This is a genomic window from Mucilaginibacter gotjawali (assembly GCF_002355435.1).
GTDB lineage: Bacteria > Bacteroidota > Bacteroidia > Sphingobacteriales > Sphingobacteriaceae > Mucilaginibacter > Mucilaginibacter gotjawali.
In genome coordinates, this window is record NZ_AP017313.1 from 5,682,475 (window position 1) to 5,699,259 (window position 16,785).

The 16,785-nt window shown below is 41.3% G+C and carries 13 protein-coding genes and 1 tRNA gene; 3 read left to right on the forward strand and 11 right to left on the reverse strand.

The annotated features are described in order from the left end of the window. Positions 1-23 precede the first annotated feature (23 nt). The 5 genes from MgSA37_RS25045 to metG form a co-directional block, all read right to left on the reverse strand. The gene (locus MgSA37_RS25045) at positions 24-1,043 is read right to left on the reverse strand and encodes a CBASS cGAMP-activated phospholipase (protein ID WP_096356141.1); all 1,020 of its coding nucleotides are present in this window, start codon (positions 1,041-1,043) and stop codon (positions 24-26) included. A gap of 561 nt (positions 1,044-1,604) precedes the next feature. Further along, complete coding sequence (locus tag MgSA37_RS25050; RefSeq protein ID WP_096356143.1) at positions 1,605-2,132, reverse strand: ORF6N domain-containing protein; 528 nt, start codon at positions 2,130-2,132, stop codon at positions 1,605-1,607. A gap of 58 nt (positions 2,133-2,190) precedes the next feature. After that, entirely contained in the window at positions 2,191-3,408 is a 1,218-nt protein-coding gene (locus MgSA37_RS25055) for a site-specific integrase (protein ID WP_096357732.1), read from the reverse strand. A gap of 253 nt (positions 3,409-3,661) precedes the next feature. Next, positions 3,662-3,733: transfer RNA gene (locus tag MgSA37_RS25060), tRNA-Arg, on the reverse strand. 480 nt (positions 3,734-4,213) lie between these two features. Further along, on the reverse strand, positions 4,214-6,286 hold the full coding sequence (gene metG / locus MgSA37_RS25065; protein ID WP_096356145.1) for a methionine--tRNA ligase: 2,073 nt from the start codon (positions 6,284-6,286) through the stop codon (positions 4,214-4,216). A 112-nt stretch (positions 6,287-6,398) separates the two neighbouring features. On the opposite strand from metG, the gene MgSA37_RS25070 reads away from it, so the two are divergent. Beyond that, positions 6,399-7,346, forward strand: a complete 948-nt coding sequence (locus tag MgSA37_RS25070) for a S66 peptidase family protein (RefSeq protein WP_096356147.1) — start codon at positions 6,399-6,401, stop codon at positions 7,344-7,346. Positions 7,347-7,366: 20 nt separating this feature from the next. After that, positions 7,367-7,774, forward strand: coding sequence for a DoxX family protein (locus MgSA37_RS25075; protein WP_096356149.1), 408 nt, complete (start codon positions 7,367-7,369; stop codon positions 7,772-7,774). A 69-nt stretch (positions 7,775-7,843) separates the two neighbouring features. Here MgSA37_RS25075 and MgSA37_RS28430 read toward each other — a convergent pair whose 3' ends face one another. From MgSA37_RS28430 to MgSA37_RS25100, 6 genes are all read right to left on the reverse strand, one after another. Next, positions 7,844-8,056: a hypothetical protein gene (locus tag MgSA37_RS28430; protein ID WP_157750732.1), complete on the reverse strand. Its 213-nt coding sequence runs from the start codon at positions 8,054-8,056 to the stop codon at positions 7,844-7,846. 215 nt (positions 8,057-8,271) lie between these two features. Next, positions 8,272-8,973, reverse strand: a complete 702-nt coding sequence (locus tag MgSA37_RS25080) for a hypothetical protein (RefSeq protein ID WP_096356151.1) — start codon at positions 8,971-8,973, stop codon at positions 8,272-8,274. 276 nt (positions 8,974-9,249) lie between these two features. Further along, positions 9,250-10,233, reverse strand: a complete 984-nt coding sequence (locus MgSA37_RS25085; protein WP_096356153.1) for a carboxypeptidase-like regulatory domain-containing protein — start codon at positions 10,231-10,233, stop codon at positions 9,250-9,252. Between the two features lie 260 nt (positions 10,234-10,493). Beyond that, positions 10,494-11,435, reverse strand: coding sequence for a DUF1735 domain-containing protein (locus MgSA37_RS25090; RefSeq protein WP_096356155.1), 942 nt, complete (start codon positions 11,433-11,435; stop codon positions 10,494-10,496). Between the two features lie 26 nt (positions 11,436-11,461). Then, the gene (locus MgSA37_RS25095) at positions 11,462-13,003 is read right to left on the reverse strand and encodes a SusD/RagB family nutrient-binding outer membrane lipoprotein (protein WP_096356157.1); all 1,542 of its coding nucleotides are present in this window, start codon (positions 13,001-13,003) and stop codon (positions 11,462-11,464) included. Positions 13,004-13,014: 11 nt separating this feature from the next. Next, positions 13,015-16,203, reverse strand: a complete 3,189-nt coding sequence (locus MgSA37_RS25100; protein ID WP_096356159.1) for a SusC/RagA family TonB-linked outer membrane protein — start codon at positions 16,201-16,203, stop codon at positions 13,015-13,017. 184 nt (positions 16,204-16,387) lie between these two features. Between MgSA37_RS25100 and MgSA37_RS25105 the strand changes: the two genes are divergently transcribed. Further along, positions 16,388-16,720 carry a PadR family transcriptional regulator gene (locus MgSA37_RS25105; RefSeq protein ID WP_096356161.1) on the forward strand — a complete coding sequence of 111 codons (333 nt, stop codon included), beginning with the start codon at positions 16,388-16,390 and terminating at the stop codon, positions 16,718-16,720. Positions 16,721-16,785 lie beyond the last annotated feature (65 nt).

Here is a 16,785-nt window from a genome sequence, read left to right on the forward strand (position 1 = left end):
GATTAAGGACGATAGGGTTAAATTTAATTGAAAAATTCTTTATTGATTTCCGGTTGATGCTTATGCCATAAGTCACGACCGATGTCCGACAAATACGCTAACTTCCCGGTTGAGGTCTCATCCAGTTCAATTTTGGTTTTGCTGTTCATTTCGGCGTCGGCACGAATGTAAGTAAAACTGTCGGGATCGCTTTTGCCCAGCCCATTTTTCATAATGCTGATTAGGTTTTCCACCTCTTGTGCCTGCGCCTGCAGGAATACTTCGATCAGGCGGCTTTTCCGCATCCAGTAAAAAAGGCCGTAATTGGACCGCTGCTGCTGATCGAAACGCCGCAAATGCCCGGTTCCCAGGGACAGCATGCGGATATTTTTCAGGGGCACATTAAATGATCGCTGTACCTCAATCAGGCAACCTAAACTTGGGTTATTGGCAAAAACACCGCCATCGATATTGTGCAAAAAATCTGTTTTTTTTCCGTGCAGGTTTTTATAATAGGCGGAGAAGGGTTCAAAGAAAGTGGGTGCCGCGGAGGTAGCCATAGCTGCCATGTACGCCGGCAACTGGTGATCGCGCTCGAGTAAAGGATGATAAGCTGACTTCAGTACCCGTGGACAACCCTTATTCAGATCGTAGACGGGGATCGCCACATGCGTCTTGCAATCCCCGATCAGCGGATCTGTACCACCATGATAGGATGCAAAAAGCTCGCGAACGATTTGTTCTAAGTCAGTCCGTTCGTGCTTTGCATAAAACACCCTGCCCGCCCATTTTTTATTTCCGAAAATAATCTTGCTTTTTGTCAAATAAAAATCCAGTATTTCTTTGGCTGGTATGCCAAATGCAATTGCGAGCGCTATGATACCGCCTGTCGATGTCCCGGTAATCAAATCAAAACACTGCCATAACGACTTTCCTGGATATTGGGTCTGCAGTTGCTGTTCCATTTCGCTCAGTAGCCGTGCCGGTACAATGCCGCGCACTCCGCCGCCGTCGATTGACAGAATTCGTAATGGTTTGTTTAATCTGTTATTGGAAGTTGACATTATCTATGTTTGACAAATGCTTAAAGGTATAAAACCATTTGGCTAATCTATAATCATCTGGCAGATTTATGACCTTAATGTTAATTGATACTACCTACTCTACATTAGATAACTATTTATTATGTATTAATTGTTCTGCAATAGATTTATAGTTGATTGAAGCAATTATAGCCGAATCCTAATTCTTTTCCTGCGGTTTGTTTGTGATTTACCCATCAAAATATCCTAACGCTAATATAATTAATTAAACTATTGTCAGTAGCTTAAATAAGCAGCTCGGGCACCGTCATTGAAAACGACTCCCGGCCACTCCAAGGTAAGTGACAAGCCTAAAATCGATGGGGGCACGTTGTCTACTTTTTGACCTGGAAAGCATCGGAATTTTACTGATTTTTTTGAAAAATCATAGTAAATGTTTAACTTTATATCACAATTGCACCTTGCGTCAGCAAGGTGGTGAGTAAAGCGGTGAGTGCGAAATGAAACCGCTATAAGATATTGAATACCAAATCGATAGAAAGATAAAAATATTCCCCTACGCTATAGTTGCCTTCTAATTCGCTAAAAGCCATCTGGTTTAAATCCAATTCTGTTACGTTCCGGTAGGTCTTGCTTTTTCTCTATAAGTTCATCAAGATACCTAAATACAATCTCCATGTTTTTATCCTGATTGTCTAATTTGTTTTTGATTTTTTCAATCTCCAAACGCAGATCGGTATTATCAATAAACATCTGCCTGATACGAATAAAAATTCTCATTATTTGGATGTTTACGGCGATTGCCCTATCGCTATTCAATATACCTGACAGCATTGCAACGCCTTGTTCAGTAAAAGCATAAGGTAATTTTCTTGTGCCGCCCCAACTTGATATCACAATTTGTGATTTCAAGTTTGACCATTCTTGTTCGCTAAGTTGAAACATAAAATCTCCCGGAAAACGCTTTATATTTCTCGCGACAGCCTGATTTAATGCACCTGTTGAAACTTGGTACAATTCGGCTAGTTCTTTATCTAACATAACTTTTTGATTTCTGATGTAGTAAATTTGATTCATCACTACTTCATCAGGCTTTAATATTGTTTCCATTTTAATATTTTTGAGATAACTCTAAGGCCGAAAAATTCGGCCTTAGAGTCAATTATTTTTAGATGGTTGCGTATTTCTTTTTTAACAGAGCCATATCCTTGCTTACCTTCAAGTCTAAAACCTTTGCATAATGCTGTGTTGTCTTAATACTGTTATGTCCTAACATTTTGCTGACACTTTCAATAGGAACACCGTTAGATAGTGTTACGGTAGTAGCAAACGTGTGCCGTGCCATATGAAATGTAAGCGTTTTTGTAATCCCGCATATATCTGCGATTTCCTTTAGATAACTATTCATTCTTTGATTACTTAAAACCGGTAAAACCAGGTTTTTATTTGCGCATTGTGGGTGATCTTCATACTTGTTGACAATGTCGACCGCTAAACTTAGCAGGGGTATTCTCGTACTTGTGTCTGTTTTTTGCCTGGTGGTAAATATCCACTGTTCGCCATCGACACCTTTAGCTATTTGGTGCTTTTGAAGCTTCTGAACATCTGCGTAGCATAAACCTGTATAACAGCAGAAAACAAATACATCTCTCACTTGTCTGAGCCTTTCAATCGTGATATTCTTAACAACAATTGCTTCCAATTCTTCGGACATTAAAAACTCTTTTTCTTTTGCTTTAGCCTTTGATCTATAATTGATAAAAGGATTATCGGTTAGCCATTTGTTAGCCAGGCAATAGTTGACAATTTTCTTGAGATGTTTTACATATTTAGCCGCAGATACTCCGCTGCATTTACACACTGTTTTTAAGTAGAATTCATAATTGACGATAAAGGCATGGTTTAACTTTTTAATGTCGATATCGGTTTTTCCAAATTGATGCAGGACGAACTCAGACAAATGCTTAAAAGAACTGCGATAACTTTTAAGGGTATTGGCTTCAAAACCATTTCCAATTAAAGCTTTCACCTGTTCATTGTGCTCATTGAATAATTCAACGATAAAATATGCTTTATCAGAGCGGCCAATAAACTGATCCCGTAGCCTGTCCGCTGTGACATCGTCTCCGGCAGTTATCAATTGCTGATGCGCGTTAAATACTTTGGCTTGCAGTGTGTCTAAATAGCTATTTAAAGCCCTTATTTCTGATTTAGTGCCGATACACCGTCCGGCATGACTATTCCAAACAGAAGGCTCACAATCCCTGCCAGCGGATACTTCTGCACGTTTCCCGTTAACGGTAATGCGCATATAAATAGGCTTAGGACCCGAATCATAGATTTTTTGTTTTTTTAAATAAAAAAGTAGACTGAAATTCGTTTTCATGATTACAAGCATTAAAAAGTTAAACAAAAGTAGGCTTGCAAGCAATCTGAATCAAGATGTTCACCTTTTGAACAGCTTGAATATCAATAGATTATGACGAATTCGGTGAGTAGTAGTCCGACCCTTTAAGTACTCACCGAATTACTCACTTTTTTGGTGGTATTTGGTGCATATTTTGGTGTTTTGACTAAAAAACAAAAGCCTGCAATCATTTGATTTGCAGGCTTTTATCATTTTTTAACATTGATTTTAGTGGTCCCGACGAGAATCGAACTCATATCTAGAGTTTAGGAAACTCCTATTCTATCCGTTGAACTACGGGACCAGGTGATTTACGAATTTAGAATTACGATTTTAGATTTACTGTTGCGCTAAAACCAAATTTCCGCAAAGGTGCAAATAATTCTTAACTCCGGAAAATAAAGCTGCAATTGTCTAGTCCCAAAACACGAAATAATTGACTATCAGCAAATTGCAACAATGTCGGTAAAAAACAAATTTGATATTGGCTGACTATCAATCACTTAGCTAAATGCAATAATTTACTGAAAGATGAAACACGCTGATAATGAGCGTGTTTCATAGCGTTCCGCGGTGTTCCGCGCGTGAAAAAATGGAACGCTGGAACGCTTGCATCGCCTGCTCAGGGTTTGAACCGGCGGGAAATTAAAAATTTTAGGCTCATTAATACTTTTAAATTTTTCGGACTTAAGACCCAGGACTAAGCGTCAATTCATAGCTGACAGTCCCTATTTCCCCTATTCAACCTCAAAAAGCTTAAAATTATTTAATGCGCCTGCCCTGGCTACCTAATCACAGACCCATTATGCATATCCTCTCCAGGCAAAACAAAACTCAATTTACCTTCGGCATTTTCGGCCATCAGGATCATACCTTGTGACAGGATGCCCTTTATTTCACGGGGTTCCAGGTTCACCAAAACGCTTACTTTTTGCCCGATAATGGCTTCCGGCTCAAAATATTCTGCTATGCCGGATACAATGGTACGCTGGTCGATGCCGGTATCAATGGTTAATTTTAATAGCTTTTTTGTTTTGGCTACTTTTTCCGCTGTTAAAATGGTACCAGTGCGGATATCCATCGCTGCAAAGCTTTCAAAATTGATATTTTCCTTTGCAGGCGCCACTGTTGCCTGTTGTTTAGGGGCGTTGGCTTCCTTTTTATCAAACAGCTTTTGCATCTGGAAATCGATCACATCATCCTCTACCTTTTCAAAAAGCAATGCCGCCGGGTTTAACTGGTGGCCGCTTTCAAAGGCGATCTCCTCATTAAATGCGATAGCGCTATAAGGCAGGTTGAGCATGCCCAGTATCTTTTTAACCGTATTTGGCAAAAATGGCTGCAGGCAGGTAGCTAAATGGCCTATCAATATCAAACTATTGTGTAATGTTTCTTTTGCGCCGTCCGGATTTGTTTTGATGGTTTTCCAGGGCTCGTTCTCGGTCAGGTAACGGTTACCCAGGCGGGCTATCTCCATTACCGATTGCAGCGCCTGGCGGAACTTATAGGTCTCCAGGGTTGCCTCTAACTCGTCATATAGCCTGCCGGTTTCAGTGGCCAGGTGTTTATCAGTTAAAACTACTTTACCGCTTTCGCTTTCAATTTTACCGCCGTAAAACTTATGCATCAGTATCATTACGCGGTTTACATAATTGCCCAAAATGGCCACCAATTCGTTATTTACCCGGGCCTGGTAATCTTTCCAGGTAAATTCGCTGTCGCTGGTTTCAGGGAGGATTGATGTCAGTACGTAACGCAATTCGTCCTGCCTGCCCGGGAATTCTTCCAGGTATTCGTGCAGCCATACGGCATGGTTGCGCGAGGTTGAAAGCTTATCGCCCTCTAAATTCAAAAACTCATTGGCCGGCACATTCTGCGGTAAAACATATTCGCCGTGCGCATGAAGGATTGAAGGAAAAATAATACAATGGAATACAATATTATCCTTACCAATAAAATGCAGCAGGCAGGTATCATCCGCTTCATTTTCCTGCTTTTTCCAGTATAGTTTCCAATCTTTGCCGTTATCCAGTGCCCATTGCTTGGTAGCCGAAATATAACCTATCGGCGCATCCATCCACACATATAATTTTTTTCCTTTAGCCTCTTCCAGCGGAACATCAATGCCCCAGTCCAGGTCGCGGGTCATGGAGCGGGGTTGTAAACCTGATTTTAACCACGATTTGCATTGCCCGAATACATTCACCTTCCATTCGCCCTCCTTGGTATCTATCCATTTTTCCAGCCATGGCTGGTATTTATCCAAGGGCAAAAACCAGTGCTTGGTCAGCTTCAATACCGGCGGTTTACCGCTCAGGGTTGATATCGGGTTAATCAGGTCGGTTGGGTTTAAGGATGTACCACAGTTCTCGCACTGATCGCCGTAAGCGTTAGGGTGTTTACAATTGGGGCAGGTACCTGTGATATAGCGGTCGGCCAAAAACTGCTGAAAATCTTCATCAAAATACTGTTCCGAAAACTTTTCAATAAACTCATCTTTCTCGTACAGGTTTAAAAAAAACTCCTGCGAAAGATCGTGATGGATGGGCGACGAGGTCCGGTGATACATATCAAACGCGATCCCGAACTCTTCAAAACTATTTTTTATCTGGTTATGGTATTTATCAATAATGGCCTGGGGCGTGGTACCTTCTTTTTTTGCTTTGATGGTGATGGCTGCGCCATGTTCATCAGATCCGCAAATAAATGCCACATCCTTTTTCTTGAGGCGCAGGTAGCGTACAAAAATATCGGCAGGGATGTAAGCTCCCGCCAGGTGGCCGATGTGCAGCGGACCATTGGCATAAGGCAGAGCCGATGTAACCGTAAAACGTTTATATTTATTCAGATTGGACATGTAATCTCGTTATTGAGGCAAAGATACTTTTTTAGACCGGAAGTCCGAAAGTCCGGAAGTCGGAAAGAAAAAGTTAAGAAAGAAAGTCCGAAAGATTTTATATTATTGATCTATGCAAACATCCGCAGCTTCTTCCGGACTTTCGGACTTCCGGACTTCCGGACTCATCCCCCCTCCCTTAAAAAAAGGCGACAAGATTGCCATCGCCTGCCCGGCAAAAAAACTGCCTGCGCCGATGACGGATGCCATAAAGTTGTTGGAATCATGGGGATTGGAAGTTATTATGGGGGAAACGCTTAATCTGTCATACCACCAGTTTGCCGGTGACGATGAACAGCGTGCCAGCGATTTTCAGCGATTTATTGACGACGACAGTATCAAAGCCATTGTTGCTGCACGAGGTGGTTACGGGACAATCCGGATGATCGACAAGGTTGATTTCAGCCGTTTTACGGCAAATCCAAAATGGCTTGTTGGTTTTAGCGACATCACCGTTTTGCATACGCACTTGTATGCCAATTATGGCGCACAAACCATCCACGGCCAAATGCCGGTGAATATCCCCGATGCTTCGGCGCATTCGCTGGAAACCCTAAAACGGGCTTTATTTGGGGAAACGCTTAGCTACAGTTTTAAATCCAATCCATTAAACCGGCCCGGCAAATCCATTGGCATTTTAATTGGCGGTAATTTATCGTTGCTGATTGCAGTTTCAGGCTCCGTATCCGACCCTGATTACGCCGGAAAGATCCTGTTTATTGAAGACGTTGGAGAGTATTTATATTCCATCGACCGGATGATGCGGAATTTAAAACGGGCAGGCAAGTTGAAAAACCTTGCGGGCCTGGTTGTAGGCGGATTTACTGATGTAAAGGATAATGATATCCCTTTCGGGCAAACCGTTCCCGAAATTATAATGGAAGTGGTTAAGGAATATGAATACCCCGTTTGTTTTGATTTCCCTGCCGGCCATATTCCTGATAACTGCAGCCTTATTTTCGGAAAAACAATAGATTTGCAAATAAACAGCGACGAAGCAACGTTGTCTTTTACTAATTAACTAATCTCCAATCACTATACATGGCACTTTTCAGCGGTCTTGGCAATTACAAAAACTTTGGTTTACTGGTTATCCGGGTTGGTTTGGGTATTATGTTTATCTATCACGGGTATCCCAAATTAGGAGGTGGCCCAAAAATGTGGGGCGAATTAGGCAGCTCAACCAAATATGTCGGCATTCATTTCTGGCCTGTGGTTTGGGGACTATTGAGCGCCGCTGTTGAAACATTCGGAGGTTTTTTACTGATCATCGGGCTGGCATTCCGCCCTGTATGCCTGTTGCTGCTGATCAACCTTTTAGTAGCTGCAGCCATGCATTTTGGCAAGGGCGACGGGCTAGAGGGTGCAGCACATGCTATTGAGGACGCCATTGTGTTTGCGGGCCTGCTGTTTGTTGGGCCGGGGAGGAACAGCGTCGATAAGAAGTGAAGGCCTACGACACAGTTGAACAGTGCAGGCAAAACCCGCACTGCCCTGCTTTATCTGTTGAAATTGAAATTATGGGCAATATTCGCCACCAGTGCAGACTACTCCTGAATTTAAACAGGAATACTCCCCGCAAAAAGCCGATGGATCTGACGATGCACAAGTTCCGGCAATCATATAGTCCGAAGTGGCGGTATCCCGGCAATGCCAAATGTATTTCATCAGAACACCGCCTGTTACCTTTTTCATTTCTGCTCTTGAAAGTGGCTTCATTTCTTTTTTCATTTTAATGTAAGTTTAGTTTAATGCTCCCTCTATTTAAGTCAGAGGATTTAACTTTAAAATAAGGTCGCAATAAATACCGGTTAAAAATAATTTATTACACCAACAGGGTTATTGTATATACCAACTACATTATTACACTCTAAAAACAAGCGCGGCTACCAAACAAAAAGCCCCGGGACAAAAATCCCGGGGCTCCTGCCAATACTTTTTAAACTTTATTTATTCAAATAATCGCCAAGTTTCCGCAAATAAATATCATTAATAGGCTCATCATTGGTAGTAAAAAAACTATTTAGTTTATCCAGTTCATTTTTAAAAACCTCCCGCAGGGACTTCTTTTTTAAACCCATCTTTTGCGGGGCCCCTCCATTCATAGTAACGAAGTACGTATAGTCGTCCACGTATTCGTCATAATTGTTGCCGGTTGACGTCATCCCCTCATTATGGTAATTGTTTTTTACAAAATGAGTTATGGTCAGTTTATAGATCTTGTACTTATTTCCATCCGCGATAACCTGTACAAAATGTGCCGGGTCAATAATGGGCATAAGGATAAAGTTCTCTGGATAATCCTGTTTATCATATAGGGTAAACGATTTAATCTTTGAATCATCAACCTGGATAGCTGATTTACGGTCTTTTGTAAATAGCAAAGCACCGTCAACCTTATTATACGCAAACCCGTAAGATGGATCATTATAAACCGTGCCATCAGTGCTGATCAATACGCCCTTTACCCAATCGTCAAAAAGATACTGGCTGCCATGGGTAACCTCTGTATAAGTAAAAACAGGCAGGATTGACGATGACGCGCCGCTGCTATAAAGTATAGGATTGGAATCAGCACTGCCGGACTGCGAAAAAACCGAAGAAAGAAATGCAAACCAGGCAATAATTGTTAAGCTTATTTTTCTCATAGAACTGACTGTTGACGGGTATATGATAAAACGTTATAATTTCCTGATCAAACCAAAGCGCAATCCGCGATAATGATACGAATATGGAACGTCATAAGCACACGGCTTATTGCAGGTTGTACCAGTTGATCAAATAGAATGTACTTTAAATTAGCAAGCCACCAATAAAAATAAAAAGCCGTTATTATCAGGCTAATAACGGCTTTTGTAATTTATTATGTGTTTTGCAACCAGAGCACCATGCGGCTTCAAAGAAACGGCGGGCTCATGATATAATTATTGATTCATAAAATCACCCAGACTACGGATGTAGGTGTCATCTATAGAACCATCATAGGCAGAGAAAAATGAGTCGACCTTTTTGCCTTCACTTGCAAACACTGTCTTTATAGCTTTCTTTTTTGGGGCAAGCTCCTGAACCTGTTTGGTTTGTACGTTGTAAACATAGTAGGTATAAGTATCTACATACTCATCATAATTATTACCCACAGAAGTCATACCATCAGTATGGTAGTCATTTTTAACAAACTTAGTGCTGGTAAGTTTATAGATCTTATAATTCTTACCTTCTGACAACAACATTGGATAATGTGTTTTATTGATCTCAGGCACATATACATAAACCTGTGGCTGGCTCATATTATCATACAAAGTAAAAGATTTTATCTTTGAAGGATCAATTTCAATGGCTGCATGTTTGTCTGTAGTAAGCAATAAACCACCATTCAATTTATCATAATTGAACCCGTACTTAGGATTTTTATAAACAGAATCCTGTTGGTCAACCACAAACCCACTCACCCAGTCGGTAAAAAGATAACGGCTGCCTTTAGTTTCCTCTACCGGATGAAAAGTAGGCAAAAACGCACCCGCAGCATTGGTGTTATAAAGTAAAGTATTGGCTACACCATTATATGCAGTATAATTATTAAAAGCAGAAGGGGTTTGGGCCTGAACATCAGCGTTAGTTTTCTCACTTTTTAAAACAACAAGAATGTTGCTATTCCCATTTACCGAAATAACCTTTTTTTCGTATCCTGCAGAAGTAATTAAAAGCGTTGCATTAGCACTGGCCTTCAGGCTAAATTTGCCTAATGAATCTGTGCGGGTAGCGGTATTGTCAGCTTTATCCTGCACATAAGCCAAAGGCACGTAGTTTCCTATATCATCCTTAACACTGCCATTAATGGTAAGTGTTTGTGCAGCCGCGATTTTAAAAACAAAACCAGACAGCAAAAAAAGTATTGTTGTTTTCTTCATGACAATAAAAATTATACTATAAAATTAATAATTAAGATAAAAATACAAATATTCCGGAAAAATTATGTACCCCCGTGAAAGGTTATAGTGTTATTACGTATAAAAATACTAGAAATTACAATAGCAAAACAATTTATTTTAAATAAAAACTGAAAGACAAAAAAGGATATTTCACGGGTAAGCACAGCCTTTGAAAGCACCATGCACCGAAAAAAAAAGGCCCCGAAAAATCGGGGCCTTTGTATGCATATTAATAAAAACTATTGATGAACATATTCGTCAATAATTGCACGTGACGCTGTTTGGAAATAAATCCTGAACAACTTCAATGATTGTGCATAAGTATATTCTACACCGGAATTAAACACAAGTGTTTTGGGCACAAACATAGGGCTTGTTACAACTGTTATATTGGTAGCCCAAGGCCCGCTTGAGATATCATCCGGCAAAAATCGAACTTTCCAGTTGGAATATGTCGCAGTTGGCCCTGAACCTGTTTTCGTAAACGTAATATCATAACGAGGCCCAGTATAGTAATCGGTACTGACTGTCAATTCGGTGGGGCTTACCGGGCTCATAATTACTTGCCCATGGTCTACCCTGTTCGATGAAGGCGACGTTGTACTATCAGGAGTTTCCCACCTGGTGTAATAATGCTCATAAGTTCCGGCAAAATCATTACCGATAAAGTGATAGTAATGAGCGTTAAAGTTTCCACTTACAACACCATTTGAAGCGCTTACCAATTTAATCGGTAACATGTAGCTTTTTGAAGGATCAAGCTGGTTCTTGTAAACAGTCACCAAAACAGAATCCAAACGACCACCGGCCGGTATTGTTCCTGACAGCTTTGCTGCGTTACCTTTAAGGTCTGTGATCTTATACGAACCAGCTGGCATTTCCAGATATGTAATGGCCGTATTAGCTGTATTATAAGCAGTCAACAACGAATTATCAACAGCAATTGTATAATTAGTTGCCGTTGATAAGGGCTTGGCAGAAGCCACGTTAATGCCAAATGCCATCGTAACCGTATCACCAGCTGTGGTTACTGCATCCCTGCTAAAATATTGAAGGCCCGACCAGGGTAATTCTATAACCGTTCCGATCCCGGAAAAATCCGTATTTGGCTTATCCTTCAGGCACGAGGATATAGAGAGCGAAAACGCTGCCAAGACTAAAATAAATATTATTTTTTTCATTTTCTTTAAAATTTAAATTTACAAAATTATGGCATCCAAAATATCTTCGAATTCAAGGCTTCCGTTCCGGTGCCGCCATCAGGTACATTCGCGCTGTTATAGCTCAATTCGCTGGTAGGATAAGGGAACCGGTATGGAATATGATCAACGGTAACACCCGGATACGCGGAAACTGGTATTCTAGGAATACCCAACCTTCTGTAATTGCTGTATGATTCAAGCGGGTCAAGGCTATTGCAAGCAGCCCATTCCTGGGTAATGATAGCTTTAATCGGATCAGAAGCCAATGCGAAATTAGCAACCGGATCAGCTTGTGCCATGTACGCGTCAGCAGTCGCTTTATCAGATCCTAATATGCGGAAAGACTCTTCTACACCCGCCTTATAAGAATCGGCAGCCGATCCGGCAATATACCCGCGTTGCTGTGCTTCGGCAAGCAAAAATAAGCTTTCGAAAGCCGGGATAATCGGCGAAGATTCGCTGGCGGATGCATTTAAACCAAAACCGGTAAGGCCTGAGATCACACTGTTTGCTTCGTTACCGTTCTGACTGCCGTATAGCCGTCCATGGATCATACCATCGGCATCTGCCGGCAGGTAAAACATGGTATCGCGCAAATCGTTATGGGCATGGTAAAAGTCTACACCATATTTATTTGCCCTGAAATATTTCTCGTTATATCCGGGTTGACCAGTAGAAGTTTTTACCACATCAATATACAATGGATTTTCAGCATTGTCAGCAGCGCTTGAATATCCTGGATTGATCGATGCGTCTTCGCCAGCGCCTAAGAAGTCATCAGCGGTATAACCCGACAATGCCGATTTTACACCTGCATCGCCCAATGAGCCATTTGCAGAACTGGCAGTTTGGCGCATCAGCATTTTTAGTTTTAAAGTATTGCCGAATTTTACCCACATGCCCATATCTCCCTTGAACATGATATCATAGTTTCCCGGAGAAACAGCTCCCGGGTTTGCCTTGATGGCAGCCACAGCCGAGTCGATTTTTGCAATACATGCCTTGTAAATAGTAGCACCGTCATCGTATTTGTAGGAGAAAGTGCTGTTTGGCACTAATGCTCCGGTATAAGGCGCTTTGTTGTAAAGATCAACAATCCGCTGATAAACAAAAGCGGTCATAATCATACCAATGGCTTTGTAATTAACCAGAGTAGCATCTGTTGATGAAGCTTTAATCAACTGGTGGTAATTACTCAGGTTATTAAACCCCATATCCCAGTTACCCGCACCGGTACCGCTGGTTAGCTGGTAAAGCACGTAAGTATTACTTGGGGTATAGGCCCCGCTTTGTGTCCAGTAGCCCATCCAGTTATTGATCATATCCTGGTTGCCCCCAACGCCACCAACTGCTGAATACATCAGGTTGGCTGTACCGGATAAACTGGCAGACAGTGAAAATTTCGGAAGAACACTTGAAGGTGCATTCGGGCTGGTGCCATTTATATCAAATGTACCTTTCTTACATCCAGCCACTCCTGCTAACACTGCTGCTGCCGATAGCAGGGCAATGTTTACTTTTCGCTTAAATATCGTTATTGTTTTCATTTTTGTTAATCTTATAAAGTTACAGACAATGTTGTACTGAATATCCTTGTTGGTGGCAACTGGTTTAATGAGGTAGTACCTACACCGTTACCTGTATCATTGCTAAATTCAGGGTCAGTAAACTTATTAGTTGATGGAACGAACATTAATAGATTACGTCCGGAAACTGTTATTGTAACAGCTTTCACAAATTTTATGTCGCTTATTAATTGTTTCGGCAATGAATAAGATAAGGCAACTTCACGTAGTTTCCATGCAGCAGCACTGGTAACATAGTTAGCATCTATACTTTGGTATAAAGTTGGCCAAAAGTTAAAGTTGCCATCCTGTACTTCCACGTTAGTATTTGGTACATAAGCTCCGTTAACCAGGTACTCTGAATTGGGGAACACAAAACGCTGACGGCCTGCAATGGCTGAAGTAATACTGGTACCGCTATGGTCAAGCGTAGTACCCAGGTTTGAGTTGTAGATAACATAACCACCGCGATAGTCAGCAGTCATTTGGAAAGAGAAGCTCTTATATTTAAATGTAGTACTGAAACCTATCAGGTCTGAAGGAACTGATTGGCCAAGGATGCTTAATTTACTTGCCCTGGTTGGTAAACCTGTGTTAGGGTCAACAATTACCTTGCCGTTAGCAGGATCGCGGGTCCAGTCGTAACCTTCGAGTTCAGGATAAGAATGACCTACCACTGCCCATGCAGCGTTGCCAATCGGCAGGGCGTTAACACCAGAAACTATACTTTCAACATTGCTTGACTGGTGTGTCCAGTTAACGCCTATTTTCCAGTTAATGTTTCCTGTTTTAATAACAGTACCGCTCAAATCAAGTTCCAAACCTTTGTTGCTGGTGTTTGCAGCGTTTAATAATGCTGTAGTGAAACCTGAAGCGCCTGAAACGTTGGCAAACACGATACCATCTTTAGTTTTTGACTGGTAGTAAGAAGCGGCCAGATTGATGCGGTCGTTTAAGAAACCTAAGTCTAAACCAACTTCATCTTCAGTAACTTTTTCAGGTTTAATATTCGGGTTAGCAATCGTTGTATTGAGTGAGTAACCCGCTATACCGGAGCTTGCATAAGGGAAACCGTATGCAGCGCCCAAAGTAGGGTCGGTACGGTAAGCACCGAAGGCTATGTATTGAGAACCATTGGCAAGCGGCGAAACGTTACCAGTTAAAGAGTGTGCATAACGTACTTTAGCGAAATTCAAGACACCATTGTCTGTCATTCCTTTAAACATTTCACTTAAAACAAGTGATCCGTCGATATCATAATAAGGGATGTAGTGGTTAGCTTTTGATAACCTTGAGTCAAGGTCAGTCCTGAATGAACCGTGTACATAGGCAAAATCTTTGTACCCGAAAGTACCTTCCGCAAAATAACCGATCTTACGGGCTTCATAGGAATATTGCCCGCCTACACTAGGGGTTCCGGAAAAGTTTTGGGTATTGTAAGGCAAAGTAACCAAAGCTCCCTGATTGATAGGTGTATTGGTGATCTTATTCTCGATGTAAGCGATACCTGCTGTACCATTAAAGCTGAAATCTTTCGCAAATTTGGTATTAAAGCTTGCAAGGAAGTCAGAAGTGAACAGCAAATTGTTAAAATCATCTAAACCATATGATGGCGGCGCATCATTGGCAGAATATTTTGTACCTGAATCTTCCGCCTTAACTATACCGGTACCTTGTGAGTTTGAATAATAAATAGTATCGTTTGATTTTGAAAAGTCGCTGTAGGTGATGCCCGCATCTTTAACTTCAGACCTGGCCTGGATGTTCTCTAAAGATGAACGGTAAGTTAAGCTAACCCATTTCCAAGGTTTCAGGGTTAATGCTACGTTGGCATTGATGTGGTTCTCAATATCAAGGTATCTTGTTTGAGCGATGATCTGTCCAGGGCTATAATAATAGTCATTATAATAGGTGTCAGGATTGCCGTATTTGCTGTCAACATTTTTCAGGTCAGCAACAGGAACGTGTAAAGGAGACTCTAACAAGTCATCATAAACACCACCGCTGTTGGTTACATTTTTATTAACATAAGTGTAAGTAGCTGAATACGTAGCTGAGAAGATGCCGTATTTTTTATCGCCGCCGATGCGGAAGATATCCCTGCGGCCAATATCATGCGGTGTTACGCTGGTGCTGTTGATGTCCTGTGCAGACATGTGGAAGCTGCCGTTCTCATCACCTGAATCGTAAGAAAAGTTCTGGTGTGTGGTAAGACCTGTATTGAAAAAGTCTCTTTTTTGGTTCTTAACCGCAGCATAAGGTACCATTTCAACTGATCCATCAGGAAGCGGACGACCCAGGGGAACCATTTTACCGTTAAATAACGGACCGTAACTCTGGTTTTCGTAAGGAATGTAAGTTCTAAGGTCGTTAAAATCATTTACATAAAGCTCACCACCGTTACTACCGAATTGGTTTTGGAATTTCGGCAGGTATGAAACAGTTTCGATATCAGCAGTAGATGATAACGTTACGCTGGTTGCCCTTGCACCATGTTTGGTGGTGATAACGATAACACCATTAGATGCATCAGAACCGTAAACAGCAGAAGCTGAAGAGCCTTTCAGCACGTCAGTTGACTGGATGTCTTCAGGGTTCAGGGTGCTGATGTCACTGTAATAGATAGATCCGTCAACAACGATCAGTGGTTGGTTGTTACCCAGTAACGACCTGTTACCACGGAGTGTGATACGGGTTGGCGCAAATATACCTGCATTAACCGTATTTACCTGCAAACCAGAAACCTTACCTGTTAAACCATTTGCAACACTGATAGGCTTTGCGGTATTAATGTCGGCGCCGGTTACTTTAGTGGTAGAGTAACCTAAAGAAGCGGCCTGACGCTGGATACCAAATGAAGTAACAACAACTTCAGTCAGCTGCCTTGAAGCAGGCACCAATTTAGCGTTTAGTACAGCAGCTGTACCTACCGGTAATTCAAGTGGGGTGTACCCAACGAATGTGAATACCAACGTTGCTCCTGCCGGAACTGACAGTGTATACTTACCTGCCACGCTGGTCTGGGTACCTATAGAGGTCCCCTTTAATTTTACTGTTACTCCCGGAATGGGTTGACCATCATCAGAGGCCGTAACCGTACCAGTAACTGTACGGTTTTGTGCAAATACCTGTGTAATGCATAACATCAGGAAACACAAACTTACTAGTAGAAGTTTTTTCATGTTTGTTAATAATAAGATCAGTTAATAGTTAATTAGTTATAAAAGTAGTGTTAGCTTATCAAAAACACAAATAAAATGTTAAAAAAGTTAAAAAAAGTTAAAATTTTAACACTATTTGAGGCTTTATAAAAAATTATAGTACTATGTATTGCATAATACAATCTAAAACATATATCTTTGTGTTATGATTGTTGAAAACACACAAACCCAAATGCGGAAAGGAATACTGGAGTATTGCATACTTTCCATTATAGCAAAGGGGGAGACTTACGCTTCGGATATTATCGCGGAGCTGAAAAAGGCCCAACTGCTTGTTGTTGAGGGTACTCTATACCCTTTGTTAACCCGTTTAAAAAACAATGGCCTGCTTACCTATAACTGGGTTGAGTCAACATCCGGCCCACCCCGCAAATACTATGTACTGTCAGACGAAGGGCGGAACGTCCTGAACCAATTAGATAAAACATGGGAAGAATTAGCATTTGCCGTAAAGACAGCTATCGGGGACAGAAAATGAAGGTGAAAGCCTTAAGCGAAAAGGTGAAAGCAAAAATGTAAAAACGGTAACATAAACGAAAATAT

Excerpts from the sequence above, each read along its gene's own strand:
- MgSA37_RS25090 (WP_096356155.1), bottom strand. The coding sequence starts at position 11,435 with ATGAAAAAAATAATATTTATTTTAGTCTTGGCAGCGTTTTCGCTCTCT.
- MgSA37_RS25055 (WP_096357732.1), bottom strand. The coding sequence starts at position 3,408 with ATGAAAACGAATTTCAGTCTACTTTTTTATTTAAAAAAACAAAAAATC.
- MgSA37_RS25045 (WP_096356141.1), bottom strand. The coding sequence starts at position 1,043 with ATGTCAACTTCCAATAACAGATTAAACAAACCATTACGAATTCTGTCA.
- MgSA37_RS25085 (WP_096356153.1), bottom strand. The coding sequence starts at position 10,233 with ATGAAGAAAACAACAATACTTTTTTTGCTGTCTGGTTTTGTTTTTAAA.
- MgSA37_RS25070 (WP_096356147.1), top strand. The coding sequence starts at position 6,399 with ATGCAAACATCCGCAGCTTCTTCCGGACTTTCGGACTTCCGGACTTCC.
- MgSA37_RS25050 (WP_096356143.1), bottom strand. The coding sequence starts at position 2,132 with ATGGAAACAATATTAAAGCCTGATGAAGTAGTGATGAATCAAATTTAC.
- MgSA37_RS25105 (WP_096356161.1), top strand. The coding sequence starts at position 16,388 with ATGATTGTTGAAAACACACAAACCCAAATGCGGAAAGGAATACTGGAG.
- MgSA37_RS25100 (WP_096356159.1), bottom strand. The coding sequence starts at position 16,203 with ATGAAAAAACTTCTACTAGTAAGTTTGTGTTTCCTGATGTTATGCATT.
- metG (WP_096356145.1), bottom strand. The coding sequence starts at position 6,286 with ATGTCCAATCTGAATAAATATAAACGTTTTACGGTTACATCGGCTCTG.
- MgSA37_RS25080 (WP_096356151.1), bottom strand. The coding sequence starts at position 8,973 with ATGAGAAAAATAAGCTTAACAATTATTGCCTGGTTTGCATTTCTTTCT.
- MgSA37_RS25075 (WP_096356149.1), top strand. The coding sequence starts at position 7,367 with ATGGCACTTTTCAGCGGTCTTGGCAATTACAAAAACTTTGGTTTACTG.
- MgSA37_RS28430 (WP_157750732.1), bottom strand. The coding sequence starts at position 8,056 with ATGAAAAAAGAAATGAAGCCACTTTCAAGAGCAGAAATGAAAAAGGTA.
- MgSA37_RS25095 (WP_096356157.1), bottom strand. The coding sequence starts at position 13,003 with ATGAAAACAATAACGATATTTAAGCGAAAAGTAAACATTGCCCTGCTA.